Source organism: Roseobacter sp. EG26, assembly GCF_049830555.1.
GTDB lineage: Bacteria > Pseudomonadota > Alphaproteobacteria > Rhodobacterales > Rhodobacteraceae > Roseobacter.
This window is the reverse complement of sequence record NZ_JBNBLH010000011.1, coordinates 1-23,230: the sequence shown is the minus strand read 5'-3', so window position 1 is coordinate 23,230 and position 23,230 is coordinate 1. Positions and strand designations below refer to the sequence as shown.

Annotated in this window: 19 protein-coding genes and 4 pseudogenes; 13 read left to right on the top strand and 10 right to left on the bottom strand. The window is 54.0% G+C overall.

All coding sequences use genetic code 11. The features are described from left to right. Positions 1-382 precede the first annotated feature (382 nt). The 3 genes from ACOTTU_RS20080 to ACOTTU_RS20070 all read left to right on the top strand — a co-directional run bounded on the left by ACOTTU_RS20080 (position 383) and on the right by ACOTTU_RS20070 (position 4,499). Positions 383-2,311 (top strand): PhoX family protein, encoded by a 1,929-nt coding sequence (locus ACOTTU_RS20080; protein ID WP_425660529.1) that lies wholly within the window; start codon positions 383-385, stop codon positions 2,309-2,311. Between the two features lie 717 nt (positions 2,312-3,028). Continuing rightward, positions 3,029-3,604 carry a hypothetical protein gene (locus ACOTTU_RS20075; protein WP_425660517.1) on the top strand — a complete coding sequence of 192 codons (576 nt, stop codon included), beginning with the start codon at positions 3,029-3,031 and terminating at the stop codon, positions 3,602-3,604. A 280-nt stretch (positions 3,605-3,884) separates the two neighbouring features. After that, complete coding sequence (locus ACOTTU_RS20070; RefSeq protein WP_425660515.1) at positions 3,885-4,499, top strand: hypothetical protein; 615 nt, start codon at positions 3,885-3,887, stop codon at positions 4,497-4,499. 477 nt (positions 4,500-4,976) lie between these two features. On the opposite strand, the pseudogene ACOTTU_RS20065 reads toward ACOTTU_RS20070, so the two are convergent. The 5 genes and pseudogenes from ACOTTU_RS20065 to ACOTTU_RS20045 all read right to left on the bottom strand — a co-directional run. Continuing rightward, positions 4,977-5,967, bottom strand: a pseudogene (locus ACOTTU_RS20065) (IS3 family transposase); the annotation flags it as partial. A gap of 1,132 nt (positions 5,968-7,099) precedes the next feature. Beyond that, on the bottom strand, positions 7,100-7,945 hold the full coding sequence (locus ACOTTU_RS20060) for an enoyl-CoA hydratase/isomerase family protein (RefSeq protein WP_425660527.1): 846 nt from the start codon (positions 7,943-7,945) through the stop codon (positions 7,100-7,102). Positions 7,946-8,013: 68 nt separating this feature from the next. After that, entirely contained in the window at positions 8,014-8,802 is a 789-nt protein-coding gene (locus ACOTTU_RS20055; protein ID WP_425660525.1) for an SDR family NAD(P)-dependent oxidoreductase, read from the bottom strand. 1 nt (position 8,803) lies between these two features. Next, complete coding sequence (locus ACOTTU_RS20050; protein ID WP_425660523.1) at positions 8,804-9,781, bottom strand: LLM class oxidoreductase; 978 nt, start codon at positions 9,779-9,781, stop codon at positions 8,804-8,806. Between the two features lie 10 nt (positions 9,782-9,791). Further along, positions 9,792-10,568, bottom strand: a complete 777-nt coding sequence (locus ACOTTU_RS20045; protein WP_425660521.1) for a CmcJ/NvfI family oxidoreductase — start codon at positions 10,566-10,568, stop codon at positions 9,792-9,794. A 113-nt stretch (positions 10,569-10,681) separates the two neighbouring features. Here ACOTTU_RS20045 and ACOTTU_RS20040 point away from each other — a divergent pair, with 113 nt between their 5' ends. The 5 genes from ACOTTU_RS20040 (at position 10,682) to ACOTTU_RS20020 (ending at position 14,944) form a co-directional block, all read left to right on the top strand. Beyond that, positions 10,682-11,587 (top strand): LysR family transcriptional regulator, encoded by a 906-nt coding sequence (locus ACOTTU_RS20040; RefSeq protein WP_425660519.1) that lies wholly within the window; start codon positions 10,682-10,684, stop codon positions 11,585-11,587. A gap of 552 nt (positions 11,588-12,139) precedes the next feature. Continuing rightward, entirely contained in the window at positions 12,140-12,715 is a 576-nt protein-coding gene (locus tag ACOTTU_RS20035; RefSeq protein WP_425660517.1) for a hypothetical protein, read from the top strand. Positions 12,716-12,995: 280 nt separating this feature from the next. Further along, on the top strand, positions 12,996-13,610 hold the full coding sequence (locus tag ACOTTU_RS20030; protein ID WP_425660515.1) for a hypothetical protein: 615 nt from the start codon (positions 12,996-12,998) through the stop codon (positions 13,608-13,610). Positions 13,611-13,997: 387 nt separating this feature from the next. Further along, on the top strand, positions 13,998-14,195 hold the full coding sequence (locus ACOTTU_RS20025; RefSeq protein ID WP_425660513.1) for a helix-turn-helix transcriptional regulator: 198 nt from the start codon (positions 13,998-14,000) through the stop codon (positions 14,193-14,195). 62 nt (positions 14,196-14,257) lie between these two features. Beyond that, positions 14,258-14,944 (top strand): hypothetical protein, encoded by a 687-nt coding sequence (locus ACOTTU_RS20020; protein WP_425660511.1) that lies wholly within the window; start codon positions 14,258-14,260, stop codon positions 14,942-14,944. Positions 14,945-16,538: 1,594 nt separating this feature from the next. On the opposite strand, the gene ACOTTU_RS20015 is transcribed toward ACOTTU_RS20020, so the two are convergent. The 4 genes and pseudogenes from ACOTTU_RS20015 to ACOTTU_RS20000 all read right to left on the bottom strand — a co-directional run bounded on the left by ACOTTU_RS20015 (position 16,539) and on the right by ACOTTU_RS20000 (position 18,559). Then, on the bottom strand, positions 16,539-16,742 hold the full coding sequence (locus ACOTTU_RS20015; RefSeq protein WP_425660509.1) for a hypothetical protein: 204 nt from the start codon (positions 16,740-16,742) through the stop codon (positions 16,539-16,541). A gap of 56 nt (positions 16,743-16,798) precedes the next feature. Continuing rightward, on the bottom strand, positions 16,799-16,984 hold the full coding sequence (locus ACOTTU_RS20010) for a hypothetical protein (protein ID WP_425655737.1): 186 nt from the start codon (positions 16,982-16,984) through the stop codon (positions 16,799-16,801). Positions 16,985-17,254: 270 nt separating this feature from the next. Continuing rightward, positions 17,255-17,916, bottom strand: a pseudogene (locus ACOTTU_RS20005) (transposase); the annotation flags it as partial. Positions 17,917-18,397: 481 nt separating this feature from the next. After that, positions 18,398-18,559, bottom strand: a complete 162-nt coding sequence (locus ACOTTU_RS20000) for a hypothetical protein (protein WP_425660507.1) — start codon at positions 18,557-18,559, stop codon at positions 18,398-18,400. 386 nt (positions 18,560-18,945) lie between these two features. On the opposite strand from ACOTTU_RS20000, the pseudogene ACOTTU_RS19995 reads away from it, so the two are divergent. Next, a pseudogene (locus tag ACOTTU_RS19995) lies at positions 18,946-19,185 on the top strand (transposase); the annotation flags it as partial. Between the two features lie 103 nt (positions 19,186-19,288). On the opposite strand, the gene ACOTTU_RS19990 reads toward ACOTTU_RS19995, so the two are convergent. After that, positions 19,289-19,552, bottom strand: a complete 264-nt coding sequence (locus tag ACOTTU_RS19990) for an H-NS family nucleoid-associated regulatory protein (protein WP_425660678.1) — start codon at positions 19,550-19,552, stop codon at positions 19,289-19,291. Here ACOTTU_RS19990 and ACOTTU_RS19985 point away from each other — a divergent pair. From ACOTTU_RS19985 to ACOTTU_RS19970, 4 genes and pseudogenes are all read left to right on the top strand, one after another. After that, complete coding sequence (locus ACOTTU_RS19985; protein WP_425660684.1) at positions 19,493-20,272, top strand: hypothetical protein; 780 nt, start codon at positions 19,493-19,495, stop codon at positions 20,270-20,272. The two genes, ACOTTU_RS19990 and ACOTTU_RS19985, sit on opposite strands and share 60 nt — an antisense overlap. Continuing rightward, on the top strand, positions 20,182-20,559 hold the full coding sequence (locus tag ACOTTU_RS19980) for a tyrosine-type recombinase/integrase (protein ID WP_425660505.1): 378 nt from the start codon (positions 20,182-20,184) through the stop codon (positions 20,557-20,559). The genes ACOTTU_RS19985 and ACOTTU_RS19980 overlap by 91 nt, the downstream gene beginning before the upstream one ends. 194 nt (positions 20,560-20,753) lie before the next feature. Next, on the top strand, positions 20,754-22,091 hold the full coding sequence (locus ACOTTU_RS19975) for a hypothetical protein (protein WP_425660503.1): 1,338 nt from the start codon (positions 20,754-20,756) through the stop codon (positions 22,089-22,091). 376 nt (positions 22,092-22,467) lie between these two features. Beyond that, a pseudogene (locus ACOTTU_RS19970) lies at positions 22,468-23,230 on the top strand (IS3 family transposase); the annotation flags it as partial.

Genomic DNA, 23,230 nt, shown 5'->3' with positions numbered 1-23,230 from the left:
AACTGGAACGATTGAAGCGCAACAAACCCTCTCTTTGCTCTCGACAAACGAGGGCTTTGCTGACCATCGGGCCGCGATTATCTTGCGTCGCGCTGCGAACGACGGCTTCATGAGGGCCGCATTACTGCCCCGGCGCGTGCGGCGACTATCTGCGATAGACGGTTCCGGTTTGATTTTTAAACCTGGCTCGAACGATCTCATCGCACCTGGCGTTTGGATGCCGATTGCTTGTGGTCTCGGACGCCCCCCGGTTTTCGTCGCAGACCACCTGATGGGTGTGTCTCGCCTGCGGGTTAGGTGACTTGACGGAATCATCCGATCAGGACCAAGCTCTAGTCTTGGCTGCCATCTATGTTGGCGCGGCTTTTTCAGGAGATTTGTCATGAACTTTGAGACCAAAACCAAACTATCAGCTGACGCGCTTAATGATCTATCTTTTGACGAGTTTGACGAAGTTATTAATCCAAAACCAGAGGACAGCGACTTCGACGCGATTGTAGAAGAAGCCATATCGCGGCGCGGTTTTCTGGGAGGCGTTCTTGCCATGGGTGGGGTCGCGACGCTTGGCGTTACCAGCACATCTCTCACACCAATTGCAGCGCAGGCGGCTGATAGTCGCTTTGGGTTCAAGGCGGTTGCCGCGAGTGTCGAGGACACCATTATCGTACCCGAAGGCTATAACTGGCATGTGGCGACCAGCTGGGGCGATCCGCTATTTTCGGATGTCCCAGAATTTGATCACGCGACCCGCGGGACGGCGGCAAGCCAGGCGCGCGCGTTCGGGGACAACAACGATGGCATGGCGATCTTCACCGACAAAGACGGTCATCAAATCCTTGTCGCGAACAATGAATACACCAACAGGTCCGTGATGTGGGGCAATAACCCTGACGGGAAATTTGTCACCGACGATGATATCAACAAGGGCAAGAACGCCCACGGCCTGACCGCGGCAGAACTGAAAGAGGTTGATGGCAAGTGGCAGATCGTCAAGGATTCTCCTTACAACCGTCGTTTCACACCTGACGAACCGATGGACATTACCGGTCCTGCGCGTGGCCATGATTTGATGAAAACCAATGCTGATCCGGATGGCGTGACCGCGCTCGGGACGTTCAACAATTGTGGGAACGGGCGCACGCCATGGGGCACCTATCTGGCCTGCGAGGAAAACTTCAACGGGTATTTTGGCACGGCGGATGCAGACGGATATGTTCAGGATGACGCCAAGAAGCGTTACGGGGTCAGCGGCAATGACCGTGGCTATGGCTGGTGGAAAGTCGATGACCGCTTTGATGTGGCCAAGGACCCCAATGAATCCAACCGTCATGGGTACATCACCGAAGTCGATCCGTATGACCCAACCTCCAAACCGAAAAAACGCACAGCACTCGGCCGGTTTAAACACGAAAACGCCGAAGTTGTAGTCAACGCGGATGGTCGGATCGCGATCTATATGGGTGATGATGAACGCGGGGAGTTCCTCTATCGCTACGTCTCGGACGGCTTTTACGCCGAAGGTGGCGACACTGACGATCTCATGGAAAATGGCACGATCTACGCGGCCAAATTCCATGCAGATGGCACCGGCGAGTGGTTGGCCTTAACGCCTGACAGCACTGGCATGGACAAGGCCATGATCTGTATCCACACCCGCATGGCCGCCTCTGCGGTGGGTGCAACGACTATGGATCGCCCCGAATGGGTCACGGCCAATCCGTTGAAGGCAGAGGTCTATTGTGCCCTGACCAACAACAAGAATCGCGGCATCAAGACCAATGCCGGTGGCGATGAAACCCCTGTTGGCGGCCCCAATCCGCGGGAGGCCAACAATTACGGTCAGATCGTGCGCTGGTGGCCCAGCAACGGGGATCATACAGCAGATACCTTCCGGTGGGATCTCTTTGTTATGGCGGGCAACCCAACTGTCCACACAGATGCGTATGGAGGCTCCAGAAACGTGAACGAAGGCAACATGTTCAACTCACCGGACGGCTTGGCCTTTGACAACAAGGGGCTGCTTTGGATCCAGACCGACGGGAATTACTCCAACGAGGAGGATTTTGCCGGACAGGGGAACAACCAGATGCTGATCGGCGATCCGGCAACTGGCGAAATCCGCCGCTTCCTTGTTGGACCGAGAGAAGCCGAGATCACCGGCGTCGCATGGTCTGCTGATCGCAGGACGGTCTTCGTGGGCGTTCAACATCCTGGCGAGCGCGGCGACTCGCATTGGCCGGATGGGGGCGACAAGACACCGCGATCATCCATCGTGGCCGTGCGTCGAGACGATGGCGCAGCTATCGGTTGATTGGTGACACAGCACAGGCGCGGGCACTCGGAAGTGCCGCGCCTGTGTGGCGGACATGACATAATTATTCGAGTTGCTCTGGTCCGCCCTTTTGACCCTGTTGGCGAAAATCGTGATGGCTCCAGACCAGACGGCTTTGGTCGGGTTAAGTATCACGAAAAGGTCAGACGTCTCGAAATGCTGAAGAATGGATTGCGATGGCGCTTCGTGCCCGCATGCATGATAGCTTCGCCGAACCTGAACACGGTGAGTAATCGTTCGGTTGCGTCCCGGAAAGAGGCCGCGAGCAGCAAGCCTTGCGATCGAGCCTAAGTCGATCACTTGGTGCTTACACAGTGACGAAATACACGCCGATTCAGTTGAGCGGGCGTTGTGTAAGGATAAGACCTTGGCCTTCCAAGCAGGGGCAGTGAGTTTCTCTTCGTCGCAGGCGTGTTTGTAGTTTCATGTAATCGAATAAAGTATCGTCAGCTATCATGCGGTTAACTGCAAAAAAGATAAAATGCCGAAACTCAACGAGACGTATTTCAAGAAAATCCCGCAGACAAAGCCCAGTACCGAGAAGCACTGGAACAGCGAAGTCAGGTAGCTGGTTCTATTTGTTGGGAAGAAAACCAAAACAGGGTATTTCCAGAAAATAATGTTGGTGGCCAAACCAAGCGCGTTCTCATAGGGAGCTATCCCATAATTTCGGCAGACGCGGCACCGCAAACGGCGATGGGATTTGCGTTGGAATGGGGCAGGGGCGCCGGTAAGAGAATACAGATCGGTGCGCCGACGCTGCAGGCGGCGCTGGACGCGTATCTGGCCCGCCCAAAGTTACGCACCGAAACCCATAAGACCGGTATGCGCCAGCAGTTCGATTTGCATCTGAAAGATTTGTTGAGGCTACCACTTGATCAGATTTCAAAGTCCATGGCGGCGAAGCGACATCGATCAATTACTGGGACGCCATCGAGTGCTGATCACGTACTAAAGTACTTTCGATCGGTTTGGAACTATGCGCGCCGGTTGCACGAACTGCCGGAAATCCCCAAGAAGGCAATCGAGTGGTATGACGAAAAACCAAAGAGCGAGATTATAGAGGATTTGCGCGCTTGGACGATACTGTGGATGGTTTGCAAAATCCCATCCACCAGACCTTTTGACTTGCTTCTGTTTATCAGTCTGCGCAAGACAGAAGCCTTCACGCTGGAATGGAAGAAAATCCGCAAAGACCATATCCATTTGCCGATGACCCAAAACGGGCGCAGCTTTGACCTGCCAATCCTGCGGTTCCATCACGAAATTTAGCGCCGGTGCGCGGGCTCAGCGGTAAATGGGTGTTCCCGTCCCCGAAATCCGCGACCGGGCATATCACCAATGCAGCGCGGATGGGCTGGAGCCCGCACGTGTACCGCAGAATTTTTGCGACAGTCGCCATGGGAGCGGGCGTTCTTGAGGAGACCGTCGGACGCCTGCTTAATCACACTCCGCTGTCGATCACGGGTCGGCGCTATGTCAGGCCATCGCTTGATGCGTTGCGACCGTCGATAGAAACTGTGTGCAACGCGGTTGTTGAAAGGTGTGGGATGTGACCATTCGCCTGCAATCTCTGATCGAAGAGAAAATTGAAGAGGTCGATAGCAACGAAGCGAGTGAGTTGTTGTTTACTGGCGCTGCAAGGTTGCACGGGAATCAAAGGATGCCTGCGGTCGAATTTGTAAACGCTTTGATCGAACGTACCGGAAACGTCGAGGGCTTTGGGGAAAGGGCTGCTCGCAGCGCAGATTTGGATAGAATTTCTTCCGCCCTGACGCCGACAGGCGTGTCGCAAAACATGGTGAAGCGAGAAGAGATTCCTTTGGTGACCAGTGGAGCGAAGGTGCTTTTGGGAGCGGAAACAAAACTGGATTTGACTGCGCCGGATGGATTTTCGCTGGTTGCAGCAGCGCAAAATGTTCCGACGCGGTACCGGAAACACAACCCGCAAACCGACAAGGTCGTGGTCAAATACCTGGCGAAACGGATCATGGAAAACAGGCGACCGCGAGACCAGAGCGACAGTCCTGAATGGGAGAATTCTATCGCGCGCCTGACAGAGCTACAACAAAGAACTTTCGCTGGGATCAAACGAGGTCTCCTCGAAGGCCGCATTCTCTGCACCCAAATCAAGCGGCACGGGTCAGGTTTGAAGCGCGCAACGTAGGCCATTCATTCTGTTTTACGCTGGATCTGCTGAACGCTCTTTTCGGAACGCAGCGGCCCATCCACAAAAGACGTGAAGATGCCGCCAAATCCATGAAAGACGCGTGTCTGTATTTTCGGGAGCAGGATCGTTTTGCGTCTGTAGTCAACTTAAAAGCAGCCGCTATTGAACACTTCGAACTGAGCGAGAACGTTGTTCAAGAGACTTGGTAAAGCGCTGGCCGGAGATTGCAACCGAACCAGGCAACAAGAAAACTGATTTGAAAGTTTCCATAAGCGAAATCGGGGATTTAGAATGAACAGGGGGCAAATCCGCAAGCACCGTAATATTAATTTCGACGACACTCAAAGATACTTCAGCTGACCCAGCCCCCTGATCCGGGCCGTTTAGGTGTAGAATCCGTTCCTGTTTCTTTCTGTTGATTTGGTTTTGGTCAAGGCCTGCTGAGCGGAGCTCAAGCGAGGCAGGCCGTGCGGCACGGTTGAGATTGGCATAGACAGCCGGAGCCAGCCCGCCGAGCGATGTGTGTGGTCGTTCTGTGTTGTAGTCGATCCTCCAATTCCCAATGATCTTCCGCGCCTCAGCGAGGTTGCCGAAGATATGCTCATTCAAGCATTCGTCCCCCAGCCTGCCGTTGAATGACTCGACAAAGACATTCTGCATCGGCTTTCCCGGTGCAATGTAATGCCAGCCGACGCCAGTATCCTGACACCACTTCAGCACGGCGTGAGATGTCATTTCCGTTCCATTGTCAGAGACGATCATGTCCGGCTGGCCGCGCCTGCGGATCAACTCATCCAGTTCACGGGTCATGCGGGCACCAGACAGGGAACGATCCACGACGGTTGCCAGCGCCTCGCGCGTACAATCATCCACGATGCACAACACTCGGAACCGCTGGCCATCTGCAAACGCGTCAGACACGAAGTCCAGTGACCAGCGCTGATTGGCGATACAGCCGGAACAGCTTCTTGTGGTTCACCTCAAAGCCTTCCCTAGCCAGTAAGATGCCCAGACGACGATATCCGAACCGCCGACGCTCATTCGCCAACTCACGTAGCCGCTTGCGCAGGGCCTCATCGCCTTGATCCTGCTTTTGGTACTGGAAGACTGACCTGTGAAGATCAGCCAATTCACACGCCCGACGCTCAGACAAGCCGTGCCGATCCATCACGTCCGACACAGCCCGTCTTTTGACATCGGGCGACAGTATTTTTGTCGCGAGATCCTTCAGCGCAGCATTATCAAGCATCGCGTCCGCCAGCATGCGCTTCAGGCGATTATTCTCGTCTTCGAGCGCCCGCAACTTCTTCGCGTCCGAGACGTTCATTCCGCCGAACTTGGCCTTGTATTTATAGAAAGTCGCATCGCTGATCCCGTACTTGCGGCACAGATCCTGTGCTTTCACACCAGCTTCGTATTCCTTGATCATTCCAATGATCTGTTCGTCTGAAAATCTGCGTTTCATAGTCCATCCTCTCTTGGGACGGATTACTAACACCTCAGTGGACTGATTTTAGGGGGCTGGGTCAGGACGTTCACGAAACCCGCAGCAACCCCAAGACAGGTCGTTGTGATCCTTGGCCAAAGGCTGATTGAAGAAATGGGTTACTCGGAGCGAAGTATCCGGGGAGCATTCAAAGAACTGGAGTAAAGAGGTGCCATTAACAGCATTCGGTTTCTGGGCGCGCTCGTAATCAGTTCCTGATGTATTCAGTTGAGGAGTTGGGGCGGGACCAGCGTTCGAAGGAACTGACAAGACATGCGGGACAAAGGTCCACCATGAAGCCAGTTGCAGAAAAGCCTGTAATTGGCTGCCGCCAGACCCTGCACCCGAAAAAAGAAAGGATAACATAAAGAAAAATGATGAATACGGCTTGGTCGGGCATGCAAAACAATCGCAAAATCAGGTACGCAGATGGGCCTTGGGGAATTTGAACGGCGGATCGTCGAGGTCTTTTTAACGCGAAGGTCTTGGATATGAAGGGCTGACTACGCTGCAGGTCGGAGAAGTGGAGGACGCCTACAAGCATGTGGCGGCGGATGATTTGTCGTTCTCCCAGACAGTGGGCCTGCTCCTGAAGGCAAGCAAAGCTCAGGTCGATAGATGATGATGGTGCAGCCCTGCGATGATTTGGTTCCTTCCCATGCCGCGACTGCACGCCGGTAATTCGCACCGCGTTGCAGAGAAAACTTGGCGCTCAGCAGCACTTCCGGTTTGGGTTGTGGTTGCTATTGTCTTGTTTGCGAAAAGGTAACAGGGGTGGTCGCCGTTCCCATTTGTTAGATTTCGTTTTATTTGCTTGTTTAATCGACCGGCTACAACAGTCGTTGACGACTCAATTTTCGAGCTCGCTCAAAAGTTTAGCGCCAGTGCAGCAAACATCTGCCACAACTTTCAGCGATCAGGCCTGCAACGCGGATAAAACGTCATTACGCTGCTCAAGCACCAGTGTCAGGTATCGCGTGACGCAGTTGACGCAGGACAACGCGGTTAAACACTTTAGTGCAGTTTCAAACCGACCGCCCGATCGCAGTCATAGAGCCGATGATTGGCCGCCTCGAGGTGATGGGCGGCCAGCTTTTTTGGCGCAATCCGATCAGGTAATTTCTTGCACCTGCATCACCAGTTCACCCCATTTGCGCTGGTTTTCGATATCATGCTCCAACCCTTGCTCATCCGCGACGGTGAACCGTTTGACGGCGGGCGTTTTGCTGGTGGCCTGATAGAGCCAGTAGGCTTCGGCCTTCAGCGCGTCGGCGATGGGCTGATCGATGGACTCGTAGACCATCTGCTTGCACGCATTGATCGACGCGGCCGGGAATTTGGCGATGCGTTTCGCCAACGCATCCACGTACGGGCTGATTTCATCGGGTTCCAGTGCCTTATTGATCGTGCCCATGCGTTCAGCATCATCGGCGTCGTAATCCTGCGCGCTCAGGATGATCTCAAGCGCACGGCCAAGACCTGTCTGCCGCGCCATGCGAGAGGCGCCGCCGCCGCATGGTAGGATGCCCATGCCAACCTCCATCTGCATGAATTTGAACTTGCCGCGCGCGGCAAAGCGCATGTCGAGCGCCAGCGCCAGTTCGTGGCCGCCCCCGCGCGCAAACCCCTCGAGCTTGGCGATGGTTGCTTGCGGTACCTTGCTGATCCGCTCGCACACCGCTTGCAGGTCCAGAAGTTGCGCCTCATCGCGCGACACCGCCTCGGTCGACATGTCCTTGAGCAACTCAGTGTCGTAGTGGCAAACCCATATCTCGGGGTTGGCCGATTGAAAAATGACCACTTTGGTCTCGCGATCCCGTTCCAGCCGCATAGCCAGGCTGTTGAGATCGGCCAACATTTCCTGGCCTTGCACGTTCACCGATCCGAAATCGAAGGTCACCGTGGCAACGGCGCCGTCGATACTCACGTCAAAAGTCTGAAAGTTCTCATATTTCATTAGGCAGTCCTCTCTTGGGCCTCGTCATCGGGGATGCGAAGCTGTTGGGGTTGGTCAGGGGGGGTGGGTTAGCTGTTGACGCGCACGAAGCTTTGGATGGTACCCATCACCTCAGCCGCATGGGGCGCGTCCAGGGCCGCGAAATGAGGGTTGGTAAAAGCGCCGCTGTCATTGTCGAAATAGGCACCCGACTTGTCAGCAAACCGCGCACCCAGTGCGGCATCAATCAGGATATCTGCGCCGATACTCAGGTCACTTCCCGCAACGCCAAAGCCTTCTTTCACCATCTTGGAGGCAAGCAGTGAGCCCGGATTTACCGCCACCATCACGGGGCCATCAGGCAGGTGCTTCGCCCATTCGCGTGTCCAGATGGTGATGGCCAGCTTGCTTTGCGCATAGGCGTCCATGTCCGTCATCGCCACATTGCCCTGCATCGCCGCTACGTTCACCGGTGCCTGCGCCGCTGACGACAGGTTCACGACCCGGCCCTCCTGCGGAATGATTGGCAGCAGCAGCTCTGTCAGCAGGTACGGCGCGTAGGTGTTGACGACAAAGCGGATGTCCTGCCCGTTCTCCAGCACGGGCTGCGGCGTTTTCAACACGCCCGCATTGTTGATCAGCACATCGAGCCTGTCGTGTTTGGCGCGCACCTCTGTTGCCAGGGTCTTTACAGCGGCCATATCAGACAGGTCGGCACAATAAGTCTCTACCGCACCTTGGATTTCCACAGCCGCTGTTTCCAGCTTGGTCACACTGCGCCCGTGCAACAAAACGCGGTGCCCGTCGGCCGCCAGTTTCTGGGCTGTCAGCAGCCCGATACCGTCAGTCGAGCCTGTAATGAGAATGGTTTTGGTCATGTCATTGGTCCTTTGAGGAAAAGTTAGTCAGCAGCGCATCCGCCAGCCGTTTGAGAGTTGTGCCCACAGGCGCGCTGTTGAAGCGCAGGTTCAGGGCGACGTGGTTCACGCCCAGCGTTTCGATCTCGGTCAGATAGCGTCGCAGAAAGTCGGTCCCGGACTGAAAGCCCAGATGTATCGGGCGTGCGGGCGCATCCGCCTGATCCTGCAGATCGACATAGAGCGATTGCATCACCGGCTTATCCGGCTGCCCGGATGCCACCAGCCGCGCACGGTATTCGGCGATCACACGCCCCTGTGATCCGGCCTCCCGCGGATAGGTCATCCAGCCATCGCCGTTCCCGGCCACCCAATCCGGCGTTTGCTGGCTGCCGCCGGTGATCAGCAGCGGCAGACGCGTACCCGTCGGTTTCGGCAACATATCGATCTGACCAGACAGGCTGCCTTGCGCCCCCTCATGGCGCGGATACGCCAACCCAACCGAACGGATATAGTCCACGCTCTCACGGAACCGTGCGCCGCGATCCGGATAGCTCTGCGCCATCGCCGGATACTCCTCTGGCCGGTCACCGGACGCTACCCCCATCAACAGCCGCCCGCCCGACAACACATCCACTGTCGCCGCCGCCTTGGCCACATGGGCCGGGTGGCGCAGCGGCAAGATGATGCTCGACGTGCCAAGAGCGATATGCTCGGTCACAGCGCCCAAGGTGCCCAGATAGACAAACGGATCGAACATCTGGCCGGGATCGCCAAAGCTGGGCACATTGAACGGCACATCCCGCAGCCACAGCGACGCAAATCCCAGGCTCTCCGCCAGTTGCGCCATCGCGATATGATCGCGCATTGTGGGTTCTGCACCAACCGCATAGGCCTCGAGCGGCAGGACAAGCCCGATACTCAACCGCCCGGGTCGGAACACAGCATTGTAGGCCACATTGATTTTGGCAAATGCAGCGGTGTCTGAATGATTCAGCATCATGGCCTCCTCAATACCGTACCAGCGTCCGGCTCTCGATGCTTTTCCGGATCGTCGTGATGCCCGGGTCTTCGACCATATCGAGCGCGCTGTGTGCGATAGAGGGCAGACCGCGATTATCGTAGATGTTGAAGAAGGCAACCTCATCCGGGGTCATCTTTGACTGATACAACCAGTCATGCCCGGGGTTCCCTGCCAGCCCCATGATCTGCCCTTTGCGGTCCGGATAGATCAGGTCGAGCAGGATCCAGTCCGCCGGATCCACACTCGACGGGCGGACAAAACCCAGCGGCGCGCTGTTGATCGGTGCGTCGACCGGCCGCCACACATTGACGAACGCGTAATGCCCATCGCTCCATGCTGCGGCCTTTTCGACCCCCAACAAATCGACGAGCCGCTGGTGCGCGCCAGCAGCGCTGTAATCGCTGTGTACATTGCGCGCGGGTTTGCGCGTGGCCTCAGGATCATCCACCCGCACGGTGTGGTCAAAGATCACGACTTCGCGTGCGCCCAGCCGCCCGGTCAGCAAGGCTGACAATTCGGCGTCATATACCTCTTGCCAGCCGTCACCGGAAAACGTGCTAACCGCACTCGGCATGGTTGCAAACTCCACCGCATCCTCGGCAAACCGAACAGGCCTCGCCGCCCGGCGCACATCGCTCAGCCGGACCTCGGTCGGGGCAAGTTTGGGCGAGATCAGGTTGCCGGCGATGCCGCCTGCATCCAGTTCAAACGCCTGCCGCGTCTTCTTGTGAACGTGGTAATTGACTGTTGCGGTCCGTGCCATCTCAGCAGCCTCCTTTGGATCTGTTCGTCTGTTGAGGAAGATATGGCTTGTAGTTTTCGCGGAATAAATGGCGTATTTACGCATTCATAATTCGTGAAATGGATATAATTGGCATGGATACCGACGGATTACGCCTCTTTGTGCTCGCTGCCGAGGCATTGAACATCAGCGCGGCGGGGCGACGTCTGGGCATGGCCCCGGCGGTGGCGAGCGCGAAACTGGCCAAGCTTGAACACAATGTGGGCGCCGACCTGCTGCACCGTACAACGCGCAAGGTGTCGTTGTCGGTGGAGGGGGCTGACTTTCTGCCCTTCGCCCGTGAGATGATCGCACAGGAGGATGCAGCGCTGGCCGCTTTAGGCAAGGGCGCGGCGCATGTCAGCGGTACGCTGCGCTTTGCGGCACCCAGCACCTTTGCCCAGCTTTACATCGCGCCGATCCTGCCGAAGTTTCTGGATGCGCACCCTGAACTGACGCTGGATCTGCGCCTGTCGGACCTGCAGTTCGACCTGATCGAGGGCAGCTATGATCTCGCCCTGCGCAACGCGCCTCTGCTTGATACCAGCCTCAAGGGGCGCAAGCTGGCTGATGATACGCGCATCCTTTGCGCCAGCCCGGATTATCTCGCCGAACACGGCGCGCCTGAAGAGCCGGAGGACCTGACACGCCACAGTCTGATCGCCTTCCGTGACCGCCGCCCGCGCGCTATGAAAAACAGTCAGGGTACTGTTGCCATGTTCGACCCGGAAGCGGCGCGCAGCCAGTTAATCATGGATGACGGGTTAAGCCAGAAGCGTGCAACCCTCGCTGGGGCGGGCATCTCGCTGAACGGGCTCTGGAGCGTCCATGACGCGCTGGCCTCGGGCCAACTCACCCGCGTTTTACCCAGCTACGAGGCGGCGGAGGAAAACGTGTTGTGGCTGATCTACCCCAAGTCCAACGTGCTGTCACCCAAGGTGCGGGTGTTCATGGACTTCCTCATCGCCGAGATCGGAAAAAACCCGCCTTGGAAGCACTAGGCGATTGATGAACATGAGTACTTGATGGCCCGCGGAGCCTTGTTCGAAGTGGGTTCATTATTGACCGTTGCGGCATCGTCCATTGATGACGGTAACTGAGACGGAAGTGCCCCAAGCTCAGTCCAAAGAGCGAGAGAGCCATTGTTCTAACTAGACTTGACGCTCATTTAGCGATGAAATAGTACCTCATTCTACTGGGCGGGCGTTGTGTAGTGGTAAGACCTTGGCCTTCCAAGCAGGGGCAGTGAGTTTCTCTTCGTCGCAGGCGTGTTTGTAGTTTCATGTAATCGAATAAAGTATCGTCAGCTATCATGCGGTTAACTGCAAAAAAGATAAAATGCCGAAACTCAACGAGACGTATTTCAAGAAAATCCCGCAGACAAAGCCCAGTACCGAGAAGCACTGGAACAGCGAAGTCAGGTAGCTGGTTCTATTTGTTGGGAAGAAAACCAAAACAGGGTATTTCCAGAAAATAATGTTGGTGGCCAAACCAAGCGCGTTCTCATAGGGAGCTATCCCATAATTTCGGCAGACGCGGCACCGCAAACGGCGATGGGATTTGCGTTGGAATGGGGCAGGGGCGCCGGTAAGAGAATACAGATCGGTGCGCCGACGCTGCAGGCGGCGCTGGACGCGTATCTGGCCCGCCCAAAGTTACGCACCGAAACCCATAAGACCGGTATGCGCCAGCAGTTCGATTTGCATCTGAAAGATTTGTTGAGGCTACCACTTGATCAGATTTCAAAGTCCATGGCGGCGAAGCGACATCGATCAATTACTGGGACGCCATCGAGTGCTGATCACGTACTAAAGTACTTTCGATCGGTTTGGAACTATGCGCGCCGGTTGCACGAACTGCCGGAAATCCCCAAGAAGGCAATCGAGTGGTATGACGAAAAACCAAAGAGCGAGATTATAGAGGATTTGCGCGCTTGGACGATACTGTGGATGGTTTGCAAAATCCCATCCACCAGACCTTTTGACTTGCTTCTGTTTATCAGTCTGCGCAAGACAGAAGCCTTCACGCTGGAATGGAAGAAAATCCGCAAAGACCATATCCATTTGCCGATGACCCAAAACGGGCGCAGCTTTGACCTGCCAATCCTGCGGTTCCATCACGAAATTTAGCGCCGGTGCGCGGGCTCAGCGGTAAATGGGTGTTCCCGTCCCCGAAATCCGCGACCGGGCATATCACCAATGCAGCGCGGATGGGCTGGAGCCCGCACGTGTACCGCAGAATTTTTGCGACAGTCGCCATGGGAGCGGGCGTTCTTGAGGAGACCGTCGGACGCCTGCTTAATCACACTCCGCTGTCGATCACGGGTCGGCGCTATGTCAGGCCATCGCTTGATGCGTTGCGACCGTCGATAGAAACTGTGTGCAACGCGGTTGTTGAAAGGTGTGGGATGTGACCATTCGCCTGCAATCTCTGATCGAAGAGAAAATTGAAGAGGTCGATAGCAACGAAGCGAGTGAGTTGTTGTTTACTGGCGCTGCAAGGTTGCACGGGAATCAAAGGATGCCTGCGGTCGAATTTGTAAACGCTTTGATCGAACGTACCGGAAACGTCGAGGGCTTTGGGGAAAGGGCTGCTCGCAGCGCAGATTTGGATAGAATTTCTTCCGCCCTGACGCCGACAGGCGTGTCGCAAAACATGGTGAAGCGAGAAGAGATTCCTTTGGTGACCAGTGGAGCGAAGGTGCTTTTGGGAGCGGAAACAAAACTGGATTTGACTGCGCCGGATGGATTTTCGCTGGTTGCAGCAGCGCAAAATGTTCCGACGCGGTACCGGAAACACAACCCGCAAACCGACAAGGTCGTGGTCAAATACCTGGCGAAACGGATCATGGAAAACAGGCGACCGCGAGACCAGAGCGACAGTCCTGAATGGGAGAATTCTATCGCGCGCCTGACAGAGCTACAACAAAGAACTTTCGCTGGGATCAAACGAGGTCTCCTCGAAGGCCGCATTCTCTGCACCCAAATCAAGCGGCACGGGTCAGGTTTGAAGCGCGCAACGTAGGCCATTCATTCTGTTTTACGCTGGATCTGCTGAACGCTCTTTTCGGAACGCAGCGGCCCATCCACAAAAGACGTGAAGATGCCGCCAAATCCATGAAAGACGCGTGTCTGTATTTTCGGGAGCAGGATCGTTTTGCGTCTGTAGTCAACTTAAAAGCAGCCGCTATTGAACACTTCGAACTGAGCGAGAACGTTGTTCAAGAGACTTGGTAAAGCGCTGGCCGGAGATTGCAACCGAACCAGGCAACAAGAAAACTGATTTGAAAGTTTCCATAAGCGAAATCGGGGATTTAGAATGAACAGGGGGCAAATCCGCAAGCACCGTAATATTAATTTCGACGACACTCAAAGATACTTCAGCTGACCAGCAGCAACCCGAGGTATCAAAATGAACACAAATGAAACAGACTGCCTTTTGGATCGTTCAGAAGTGGAGCAACGCTTCGGCATTCCCAAACGCTTTCTGGAATTGGCTGCAACGCGCGGGGAAGGCCCCAAATTGGTTCGTATCGGACGTCTGGTCCGGTATCGGGTCACCGATATCAGAGCGTGGATTGAGCAAAACGTCTCCGGGCAGGTAACATAATGCGGCCCGCGGAAACCAACGCTGCCGCTAAAGCAACGACAACGCGGCGCCCGCTTGACCTTATGCAAAAGTGGTTGGTCTCTCAGTACTGGTTGCTTCATCAACCGCACCTTACCCGCGTGGGTATGGCGGTGTTGGGCAGGTTGCTCCATCGCCAAAACCCAGAGACAGGTCGTTGTGATCCGTCGGTTGTCGGTCTGATGGAAGAAACGGGTTATTCGGAGCGCAGTATCCGGGGAGCATTCAAAGAACTGGAGGAAAGAGGTGCCATCAAACGGTATCGGGTTTCAAAACGCGCACGCAATCAGTTCCTGATCTATTCAGTGGAAGAACTCGGGAACAACAGGCGTTCGATGGAACTGAAGATGCGGGCGGGGCAAAGGACCGCCATGAAGCCAGTTGCAGAAATCCCTGCAATGCGCTGCCGTCAGACTCTGCAACGGGCTGCACCCAAAAAGAGAAAGGAAAACATAAAGAAAAATGATGAAACTGGGAAATGCGGTGAAGGCGGCATAATCGGGATTGCAGGAGAACCGCTCAATTCAGGCAAGCAGGTGACTCTGGCTGATTTTGAGCGTCGGGTAGCAAAGGTTTTTGAACGAGAAGGCCTTGGCTATGAAAAGCTCATAAACCTATCAACCGGAGAAGTGGAACATACGTACAAGCAAGTGATCGCAGATGAGTTGACGTTTTCCCAGGCTGTTGGGCGGCTCCTGAAGGCAAGCAAGGCTCAGATCGACGGATCATGATGGTGTCGTTCTGAGATGGATTGGGTCCTTCCCAGGCCACCACTGCACGCGGGTAATTCGCACCGCGTTGAGGAAAAGCTTGTTGCTCCCACCAATACTGTGGGTTTGGGTTGTGGTTGTTGTTATCGAATGTAGCGAAGTTCTCAGGTCGTTTGTTACTCTGGTGAAGGAATAGGTAGCTGAAGCTAACTCAGAATTTGTAAACTCTTAGATATCCCTGAATTTCATCGGCACACCGGCGCTTAGCTGAGGTCGCTCGAAGAGCTTAGGCAGATACTTGCAGAGCGCAGTGTCCCTACGCTTTACGTGAGAGAGACAGTGTCGCAATGCAAAATCAAAGCCAAAACATTGCCACTATATTGATGAGCGGCGAATTGCGAACGGCTCCACGCAGTTAACAATTTGTTTACCAAGTTCGCAGATATATTAAGAACGAAAGCTTAGGCCCTGGTTATCCACCCTTCCACTCCCATGCTGGGGTCTAAAGCCTTCTGAATTTTCCATACGATGGAAATCGACATTGTTCAGGTAGTGGGCGGCGATGCGCAGTGAATTAGATAGATGGCATTCACCTTGTCGCGCACGCATGATAGCATGATCCATCAACCACGAAGCTGTCAACTCTAGCTCGCACAAAGCCGCTCTCTTTGGCATAACCGCCTCCATATCATCGCTCAAAAGGCGGCAAGCTACCGCTCTCCACCACCATCACATCGAGGGCGCTTCCCTTCCAGTAGTTGAAGCTCGAAGAAATGACATTCAATCATCATGCAGTGCAATAACCGCATAATCTGTTATGTGACCAAAGCCCGCATTCGTGTACTGGTTGAAATCGCCATGATTGCTCATCTTTGCACGGATGGTTGTCGCAGGCCAGTGAGAGTTGACCCTCTCCCGGTAAAATCGAACTAGCGTTCTTCCCAATGGTAAAATATTGTCCAAATTTGACGCTGCGCTGCACATCATTCTAGGCATCAAAACGCGCCTCTTCTCCTTTGTTGATTGGTAATTTAGGGCTAGATCACTCAGTTCGAACTCACCAGCGCCAGCGGCGGCTCAGCCGGAAATGACCTCACATCCAACCAATTGAACCACGTACCATCGACGGCGATCCGACTAACGGTAGCGAGGTTCACCGAAGGCGGCGCTTTCGCTCGCGCATCTTGCTGGTGCCGGTTATGGCAATCGGTTTGGTGCCGCGAGCTGACCAGGAAGAACTTGCACTAAAGGAAACTGTCCATGACGTCGCCAAATAGACTGGATTTGCCCGGTTCGGTTAACGAATTGTTCACCACGTCATTCTAGCCTCCAAAGATGAAAGCTTAGGCCCTGGCCATCCATCCACCTTCCCCAAGCTGGGGCCTGAATTTCTTCCAGTCTTGAACATATCTATGACCACAGCCAGCCTAAGCCGGACGACAATTTGTCTGTGCTACTCCGTTTTTGCGACCGATGAAACAATCCAGATGAGTTTCAAATTAGGCTGCCAAACCTGAGTATGTGAAAAACGGTCAACGCCCAACCAAAACAAACGACAAATCTCAACGCGAACACCTTCCAAGGTGAGGGGCGTCTATTATCATTCGCTGCCAGTTCAGTTTGCAAGAGTGCCACTTTTCGCGCTTGTCAGAGTTGAATGGGAGTTGCGGACCGCTGGATCTTCAGTGATAGCGTCCGCCTCCTGTGCACACACAATAAGTGCATGCTTAAGTCCAAGTGTCAGGCTTTCCTGCCCCGTCTCCTCTGCTGCCTTTTCAATTTCTTTGATCTGATCCAGCAACCAACTTTGCTTCTGCATGGCGCGCCTTTCGTTTCATGAGAATACACCATGATTCGACATTGATTAACAAATAGTCAATTTAAAAGTGTGCTTGATTTGTGTGTTGCAGATGTGTTGCCCAGCGGGCAAATTCGGCCGTTTTGCAGGCCATTATTCTCTTGGACAATCCGCCACAATGCCATGGCAGTTTTCGGGAACCCGAGTGCCTCAGCGTCCTGCGCGACAACTTCAATGATGTTCAAAAGGTCTGCTTCTGCCATCTTTTTTCCTCTTTTATTAACAGCCGGGCGACAACGGCAGATTTGACTAATCAACGTTAACAAGTGGTAAACTGCATTCCCGGTATCGGCAAAATTTCGCGCATCTGCTCGTTGTTGGCGCTAGATGTTGTGCCATAAGTTTACGCAGGCTCAATCAACGTAAATTAGTAGAAAACTTGACGTTGACCATCTCTTGCCGACTGTACGGCGTCATTTCCTTCAACACCTGCCGCATGGCCTCTGCTGTATTGCTAAAGCCCAGCTGCTTACTACAAAATAGCGTTCTTGATCGGTGAAGGTGACAGCCAGCTCGCGTGGCGACAGCTCCGTTTCATTCAGCGCGAGATCCACAACCTTGCGTTTCACTTCGATGGGAACCCGGTTCCAGACATGCTTGGGCTTAGGAGGCTCATCCTCTAGGCCAGCCTCCCCGCGCTGCAGATATCGGTCATACCAGAGGTAGAACGTGGTGCGGGGGATGCCCAGCTTGGCCAGTGTCCGGCGAGCCGACAAATGGCTTTCTTCCACGAGCCGAATGATCTCCAGCTTCTCTGATGCGGGATACCTCATGCGTCGTCGCCCCCATCCCCGAGCATGCTTTTTTTGAGAAGCCGCAGCTCAAGCGTCTGTTCCGAGACGACCTCCTTGAGGTCTTTTGCTTCCCGACGCAGCTCTTTGAGCTCATCAGCGTTCGCAGCCCGCGCTGTATCACCAGCCAACCGCTTCTTCCCAGCTTCCATGAAGTCTTTCGACCATTTGTAATAGAGGCTCTGCGATATGCCTTCCCGGCGACACAGCCCAGCGATACTGTCTTCCCCGCGCAGGCCGTCCAACACGATCCTGATCTTCTCCTCAGAGGAATACTGTTTGCGCATCGCCCGCTTGATATCTTTGACGATCGTCTCGCCAGGGCTTTTCGTTGTCTTTCTCATCGTCCACTCCTCAATGGTTACGATGAGCCAAGAACACTCTCTTATCAAATTGCCCTAATTAGACCCATAAGCGCTGACGTCAGACAACTACTACAAAGAGAGAGAATAGCGGGTTTCGTAGACAGTCTGAACCTCGTCTCAGGGGGGTGAGATAGACGTAGGTGGGAACTTATTGGTCCAGACTGCCTATAAAGGAATATCAGAGAACAGGGTAAACAAATAGATAATGCGACGAACGGCTTACTAACTGCGTCTCCTTACTTTTCAGGCGTTCTATTTATGTTCTATTTGGCGTCATGCCTGCCTCACATCCTCCGATCCGCGTGCATCCCAGCAAACCCTTCCGGACTTTGGGCGATGTGGCTGATGAGTGGATCAACCGACATTCCTAAGATGCGGTTGATGATGGCGGTGAACCGCTGCTACGGCAACTAAGGCTGCCTTGCCACCGATCAGGGCTGTACTTCGTCCATTCTGATTGTCATCTCTCAGCGGCGACTTCGATGTATCTTTCAATCATGGAAACTGCAGATCCAACGGTTTCCTCTTCCCTCAGATTTTTCCACCTCAGGTTGGACTTGAGTACCCGGAGCACATCGCGCCATTGCCTAGCAGATAGCTTCACCTCAACAAGTTCGTTCATTGGTTTCTCCTATTGTTTCAGGATAAAATTACGTTGCTATCAAACATCGTCAATGTTCGATTCGAGCGCATTGTTGCCTGATGTAGCGCTTCACACAAATTAGCGACTTTTAAGTGTTGGCGTTGCAGCTCGATTGGGGCGTTTTAGTCCTTCATTTGCCGAACTTCTTGGGGAGGCGGATAAATCGCTATATGAGGCAGAAGCCACCGGAAAAAACAAGACCATTGCGGGTGGAACCGTCCGCTTGACCTATCACGCCAAAGCATGCACTTCAGCTTCGCTATACGCTCGCACATAGCCTTGCCGTTTGTCAGGCAATCGTGTGGCGGGGCGTTGATCCCCCCTGAAGTGGTCCTCCGCTATGTTTATGAAAACGGAGGAATACCATGGCAAACAAGCGACCAAAGCCCGAGGAGATTGTCACGAAGTTACGGCAGGTTGAGGTTCTGACGGGGCAAGGCATGCCGCGTCTGGATGCGGTTCGCCAGATTGGCGTGACTGAACAGACATTCTACCGCTGGAAGAAGAAGTACGGCGGAATGGGCACGGACCAATTGAAAGAACTGAAGCGTCTTCAGAAAGAGAACGAGCGGTTAAGAAGAGCCGTATTTGATCTGACGCTGGGCACTCGCCTATCAAAAATACTACGCGATGCACGAATGACCGATATGGTGAAGCCGCGCCCTAGCAACAGGGCTTTGGATCAATGGTTGGTCTGGGCCGTGATCCTCAGATCAACAGTTGATCGGCTTTTTTCCCTGATGCGAGCGCCGTCTTGAACCATTCCGGCTGGCGTCCTCTACCGCTCCAAGTCTGAGATTTGTCATCAGGGTTGGCGTATTTCGGGGCGGACGCCACCTTGGCTTTCGTTGAAACCTTACGCTTGGCTTTGGAGGGCTTTGCATCCGCTGCGATCTCCGCGAGGGTGAAGCCATGAGCCTTCGCCGCTTTCTCAACTGCGACAAGCGCTGCCTTTCGGTCTCTTTCGGTCATTTTTTCAAGGGCGGTGTCAACATCGGAACGGAGTTTCTCGAGCTGCTTCCGCGTCAGGGTTTTGAGATCGAATTTCATCGTTGTTGTCCTCAAGTTTTCGACCTTCATAAATCACAGACTGCGACGGGAAGAAACTCCCCAACGTCTCAACCTACATTTGTGCGCAAATTTCCACGAGTAACACAGTTCCCGCTATGTCGACGGCACCGCTATCTGCGCGGTGAGCAATCGACGCTGACGGCAAAACGACTGAAGCAAAACGGTGATGTCGCGAGTGAGCTATTTTGGCGGCGTCTTCGGCGCGACCCGCGTGCTGACACGCCGCGGCAGTTCTTTTTGACCCGTGCACAAGCCAAGCGTTTGATCACCTTCTGCCGCCCCGACCTAGCGTTGTTGGTCCAAGGCGCACTCTATTCAGGATGTCGGGTATCAGAGCTCGCGCGCCTCAGAGCGCGAGATGTGGGAGGCCACGTCTTTGGCATCTACGTAGAACCCATAAAGAGCCATCGCCGACACTATGTAGTATTGCCGAACGAAGGCATGACGTTCTTTTTGGACCAAGTCGAAACATTGGATGATGAGGACCTGGTATTCAGAATGTCATCCGACGGTCGTGATCCGGCTGCCACATGCATCTGTTCAAGAAAGCCGTGCGACGGGCCGGACTACCCCAAAGCTTTGTGTTTCATGGCCTGCGGCACACTTGTGCAAGTCAACTAGTACAGGCGGGAACGTCGCTAGCCATGATAGCCAAACAGCTCGGCCATCCCAACACCGATACTGCCAGTCGAAACTATGGCCATCTTTGTTGCCATGGTCTTGAAACCGAAATCTCACGTCGATTTGCGCTAATTCAGAAAGCAAGGAATGATGGAAGGTTGCAACGCCTGCGAGACACATTACAAAGCAAGACGGAGCCCCATTGGCTCTGGCCGAAAAAGAACAGGAGCAAGGCATCGGGTAAGATAGTGGATTTGTCACGCGCGCGAGAGGATGAACTGAGATAGGTACGGCCCTTTGCTGCCGACATCCGACCCCTTGCATTGATGCTGCAGCTGCGCCCGCGTTGCCGACCTTCGAGTCCACTTGTAATACCGCCACAATCAGAGCGCCTCAAGAGCATTGACAGTCACATCAAGAATCCTCCCAGCGCTTTTGGTGTGCTGCGGGGAGTTTTCAGACAGTTTTTTGATCCAGATCAATGTCACCAGTGCGCCTCTTCGATAACTTTAGCCTTCGCTCTCTCGTTGATGAAGTCTGCATTGACGCTCCTTTGCGAGAAAACAGCGAACGCGCGTCGAATTTTGGAGATTTTGTTTTGTCTAAGTCATTATTGAGTGCGGTAGAAACTGACCGATTTCAACTTAAAGATCTATTTTTCTCACGTACAGACAAACGGGGAGTTATCCTTTCCGCGAACGAGGTTTTTCGTCACGTATCGTTTATGGAATGGGACGAGTTGATTGGTGCGCCCCACAAGGTTGTTCGTCACCCACTTATGCCCCGCGCCGTGTTTCGCTTGTTGTGGACAGGTATTCAGTCAGGTGAGCCAGTTGGTGCTTATGTCGTCAATCAGGCGAAAGATAAAAAATGCTACTGGGTTTATGCCGTTGTTATTCCAACGGAAGACGGTTTTCTCTCTGTTCGCTTGAAGCCTACATCTGAAAGACTTGAGAAGGTAAAGGCGCTGTACACGCAACTGCGCAGTGCTGAAGACAACGGAGAGCGCTCTGTTGAAGAGAGTGAAAAAGCGTTGCTGGCGGCTACAGCAGAGCTCGATGGCAAGGACTACCAAGGTTTCATGACCGAAGCTTTGGTCGAGGAAATGGCGGCTCGATCCCAAGGCTTAGATCGTGGAAGTATTGCCGCGCTTGATTCACTATCTATCATTCAGACCGCTGTGAAGGCGGTCGCTGATGACGCACAAATTGTGACCGAACTTTTTGAACGCACAAAGCAGATTCCCTATAACATGAGTCTACAGGCTAGTAAGTTTGAGGGTCGCGATGGACCGATAGGCGTGATCTCAAACAACCACCGAACCTTGACGCAACAGCTAGAGAACCAAGTCAAAGAATTCCAATCGGCCGCACAAATGGGGGCTGGACCAATTCAGGAATCACTATTTGTTGCCGGGACCGCAACTCTTATCGAAGAAGTTGTACATCAGTTCCTTTCAGAGTCACCAATCGATCACCAGCGGCGTTCAAACGACACACGTTCTCTTGGCGCGCTGAAAGCCCGGTATCAAGAGCAGGCAAAAAACTCTGTATCAAGCACAAGCACCAGAGCCGAAAAGCTGTCACATTTATGCAAGAATTTTAAGCGCGCGCTGGCAGGATTGGAACTGACGCGAATTATGTGCAAGATTGAGCAATCCAAGCTCAATGGAGACTCAACGAGCCTTGATGAGATAGTAAGCCAACTGCTGGTTGCTGAAAAAGAGCTTTCGAGTGTCATCGCTCGAATAGAAGAGGCCGTCGCAGGAATATTGGAAGCCGCATCGAATCTAAATACAGCATCCGAGTACGCTGCTTAGCAGCCAAGAGGTTTTCCACTTCAGCCAACTTTGAAAGTCGTGTCTCAGTATCGCATTTTCCCATGCCAGCTATCTGGCTTGAGATTCAATACCAAGGCTTAGTTACTTAACTATTACATCAACAGCAATACTCAAAGCCCCGCTTTTGCGGGGTTTTCCTGTATGGGAACCATTCCCAAGACGTCTCAATTGCTGTGCAGAGGAGGCCGATGATGGTGTTGAGAGTCTTTTTCCTCTTTCGAAGTCGCTCATGATCCAGGTCTTCGAGACGCAACCGGGCACCCGAAAGGCCATCCCCTCGTCTATCGGTAATCCTCCCGAAATTTAGGGGTGTGCTGAAGTAGAATTTTCTCAAATGATGAAAGAGGAGATTCTGATGAAGAAATCGAAATACAGCGATGCGCAGATCATGGCGATCCTGAAGCAGGCCGAGAATGGTGTGCCTGTCTCTGATCTGTGCCGCGAGCATGGTATGAGCAGCGCGAGCTTCTACAAATGGCGCTCCAAATACGGTGGCATGGACGCCAGCCTGATGGCGCGGATGAAAGAGCTCGACGAAGAGAACAAACGGCTAAAGAAGATGTATGCCGAGAAGAGCATGCAGAACGATTTGCTCAAGGAAGCGCTTGGAAAAAAGTGGTGAGGCCATCTCAGCGCAAAGAGATGGCCGAATGGGCGGTGCGTTACCGATCCGCCAGCATCGCTCTAGCTTGCCGGGCGTTCTCGATCAGCGAGACCTGTTATAGATATCAGCCCAAGCTCAGCGATGAGAATGAGTTGATCGCTGATTGGCTTATTGCGCTGACGAACGCCAAGAAGAGCTGGGGCTTCGGCCTGTGCTTTCTGCATCTGCGCAACGTCAAAGGCTTTGGCTGGAACCACAAGCGCGTCTACCGCATCTATCGCGAGCTGGAGCTGAACATGCGGATCAAACCGCGGAAACGGTTGCAGCGCGAGAAACCGGAACCACTGGCCGTGCCTGAAGCCCCGAACGAGGTTTGGTCGATGGACTTCATGGCCGATCAGTTGGCGGATGGCCGGTCGTTCCGAACGTTGAACGTGCTGGATGACTTCAATCGGGAGGGATTGGCCATTGAGGTCGACTTCTCACTGCCGTCAGAGCGCGTTGTCCGAACTCT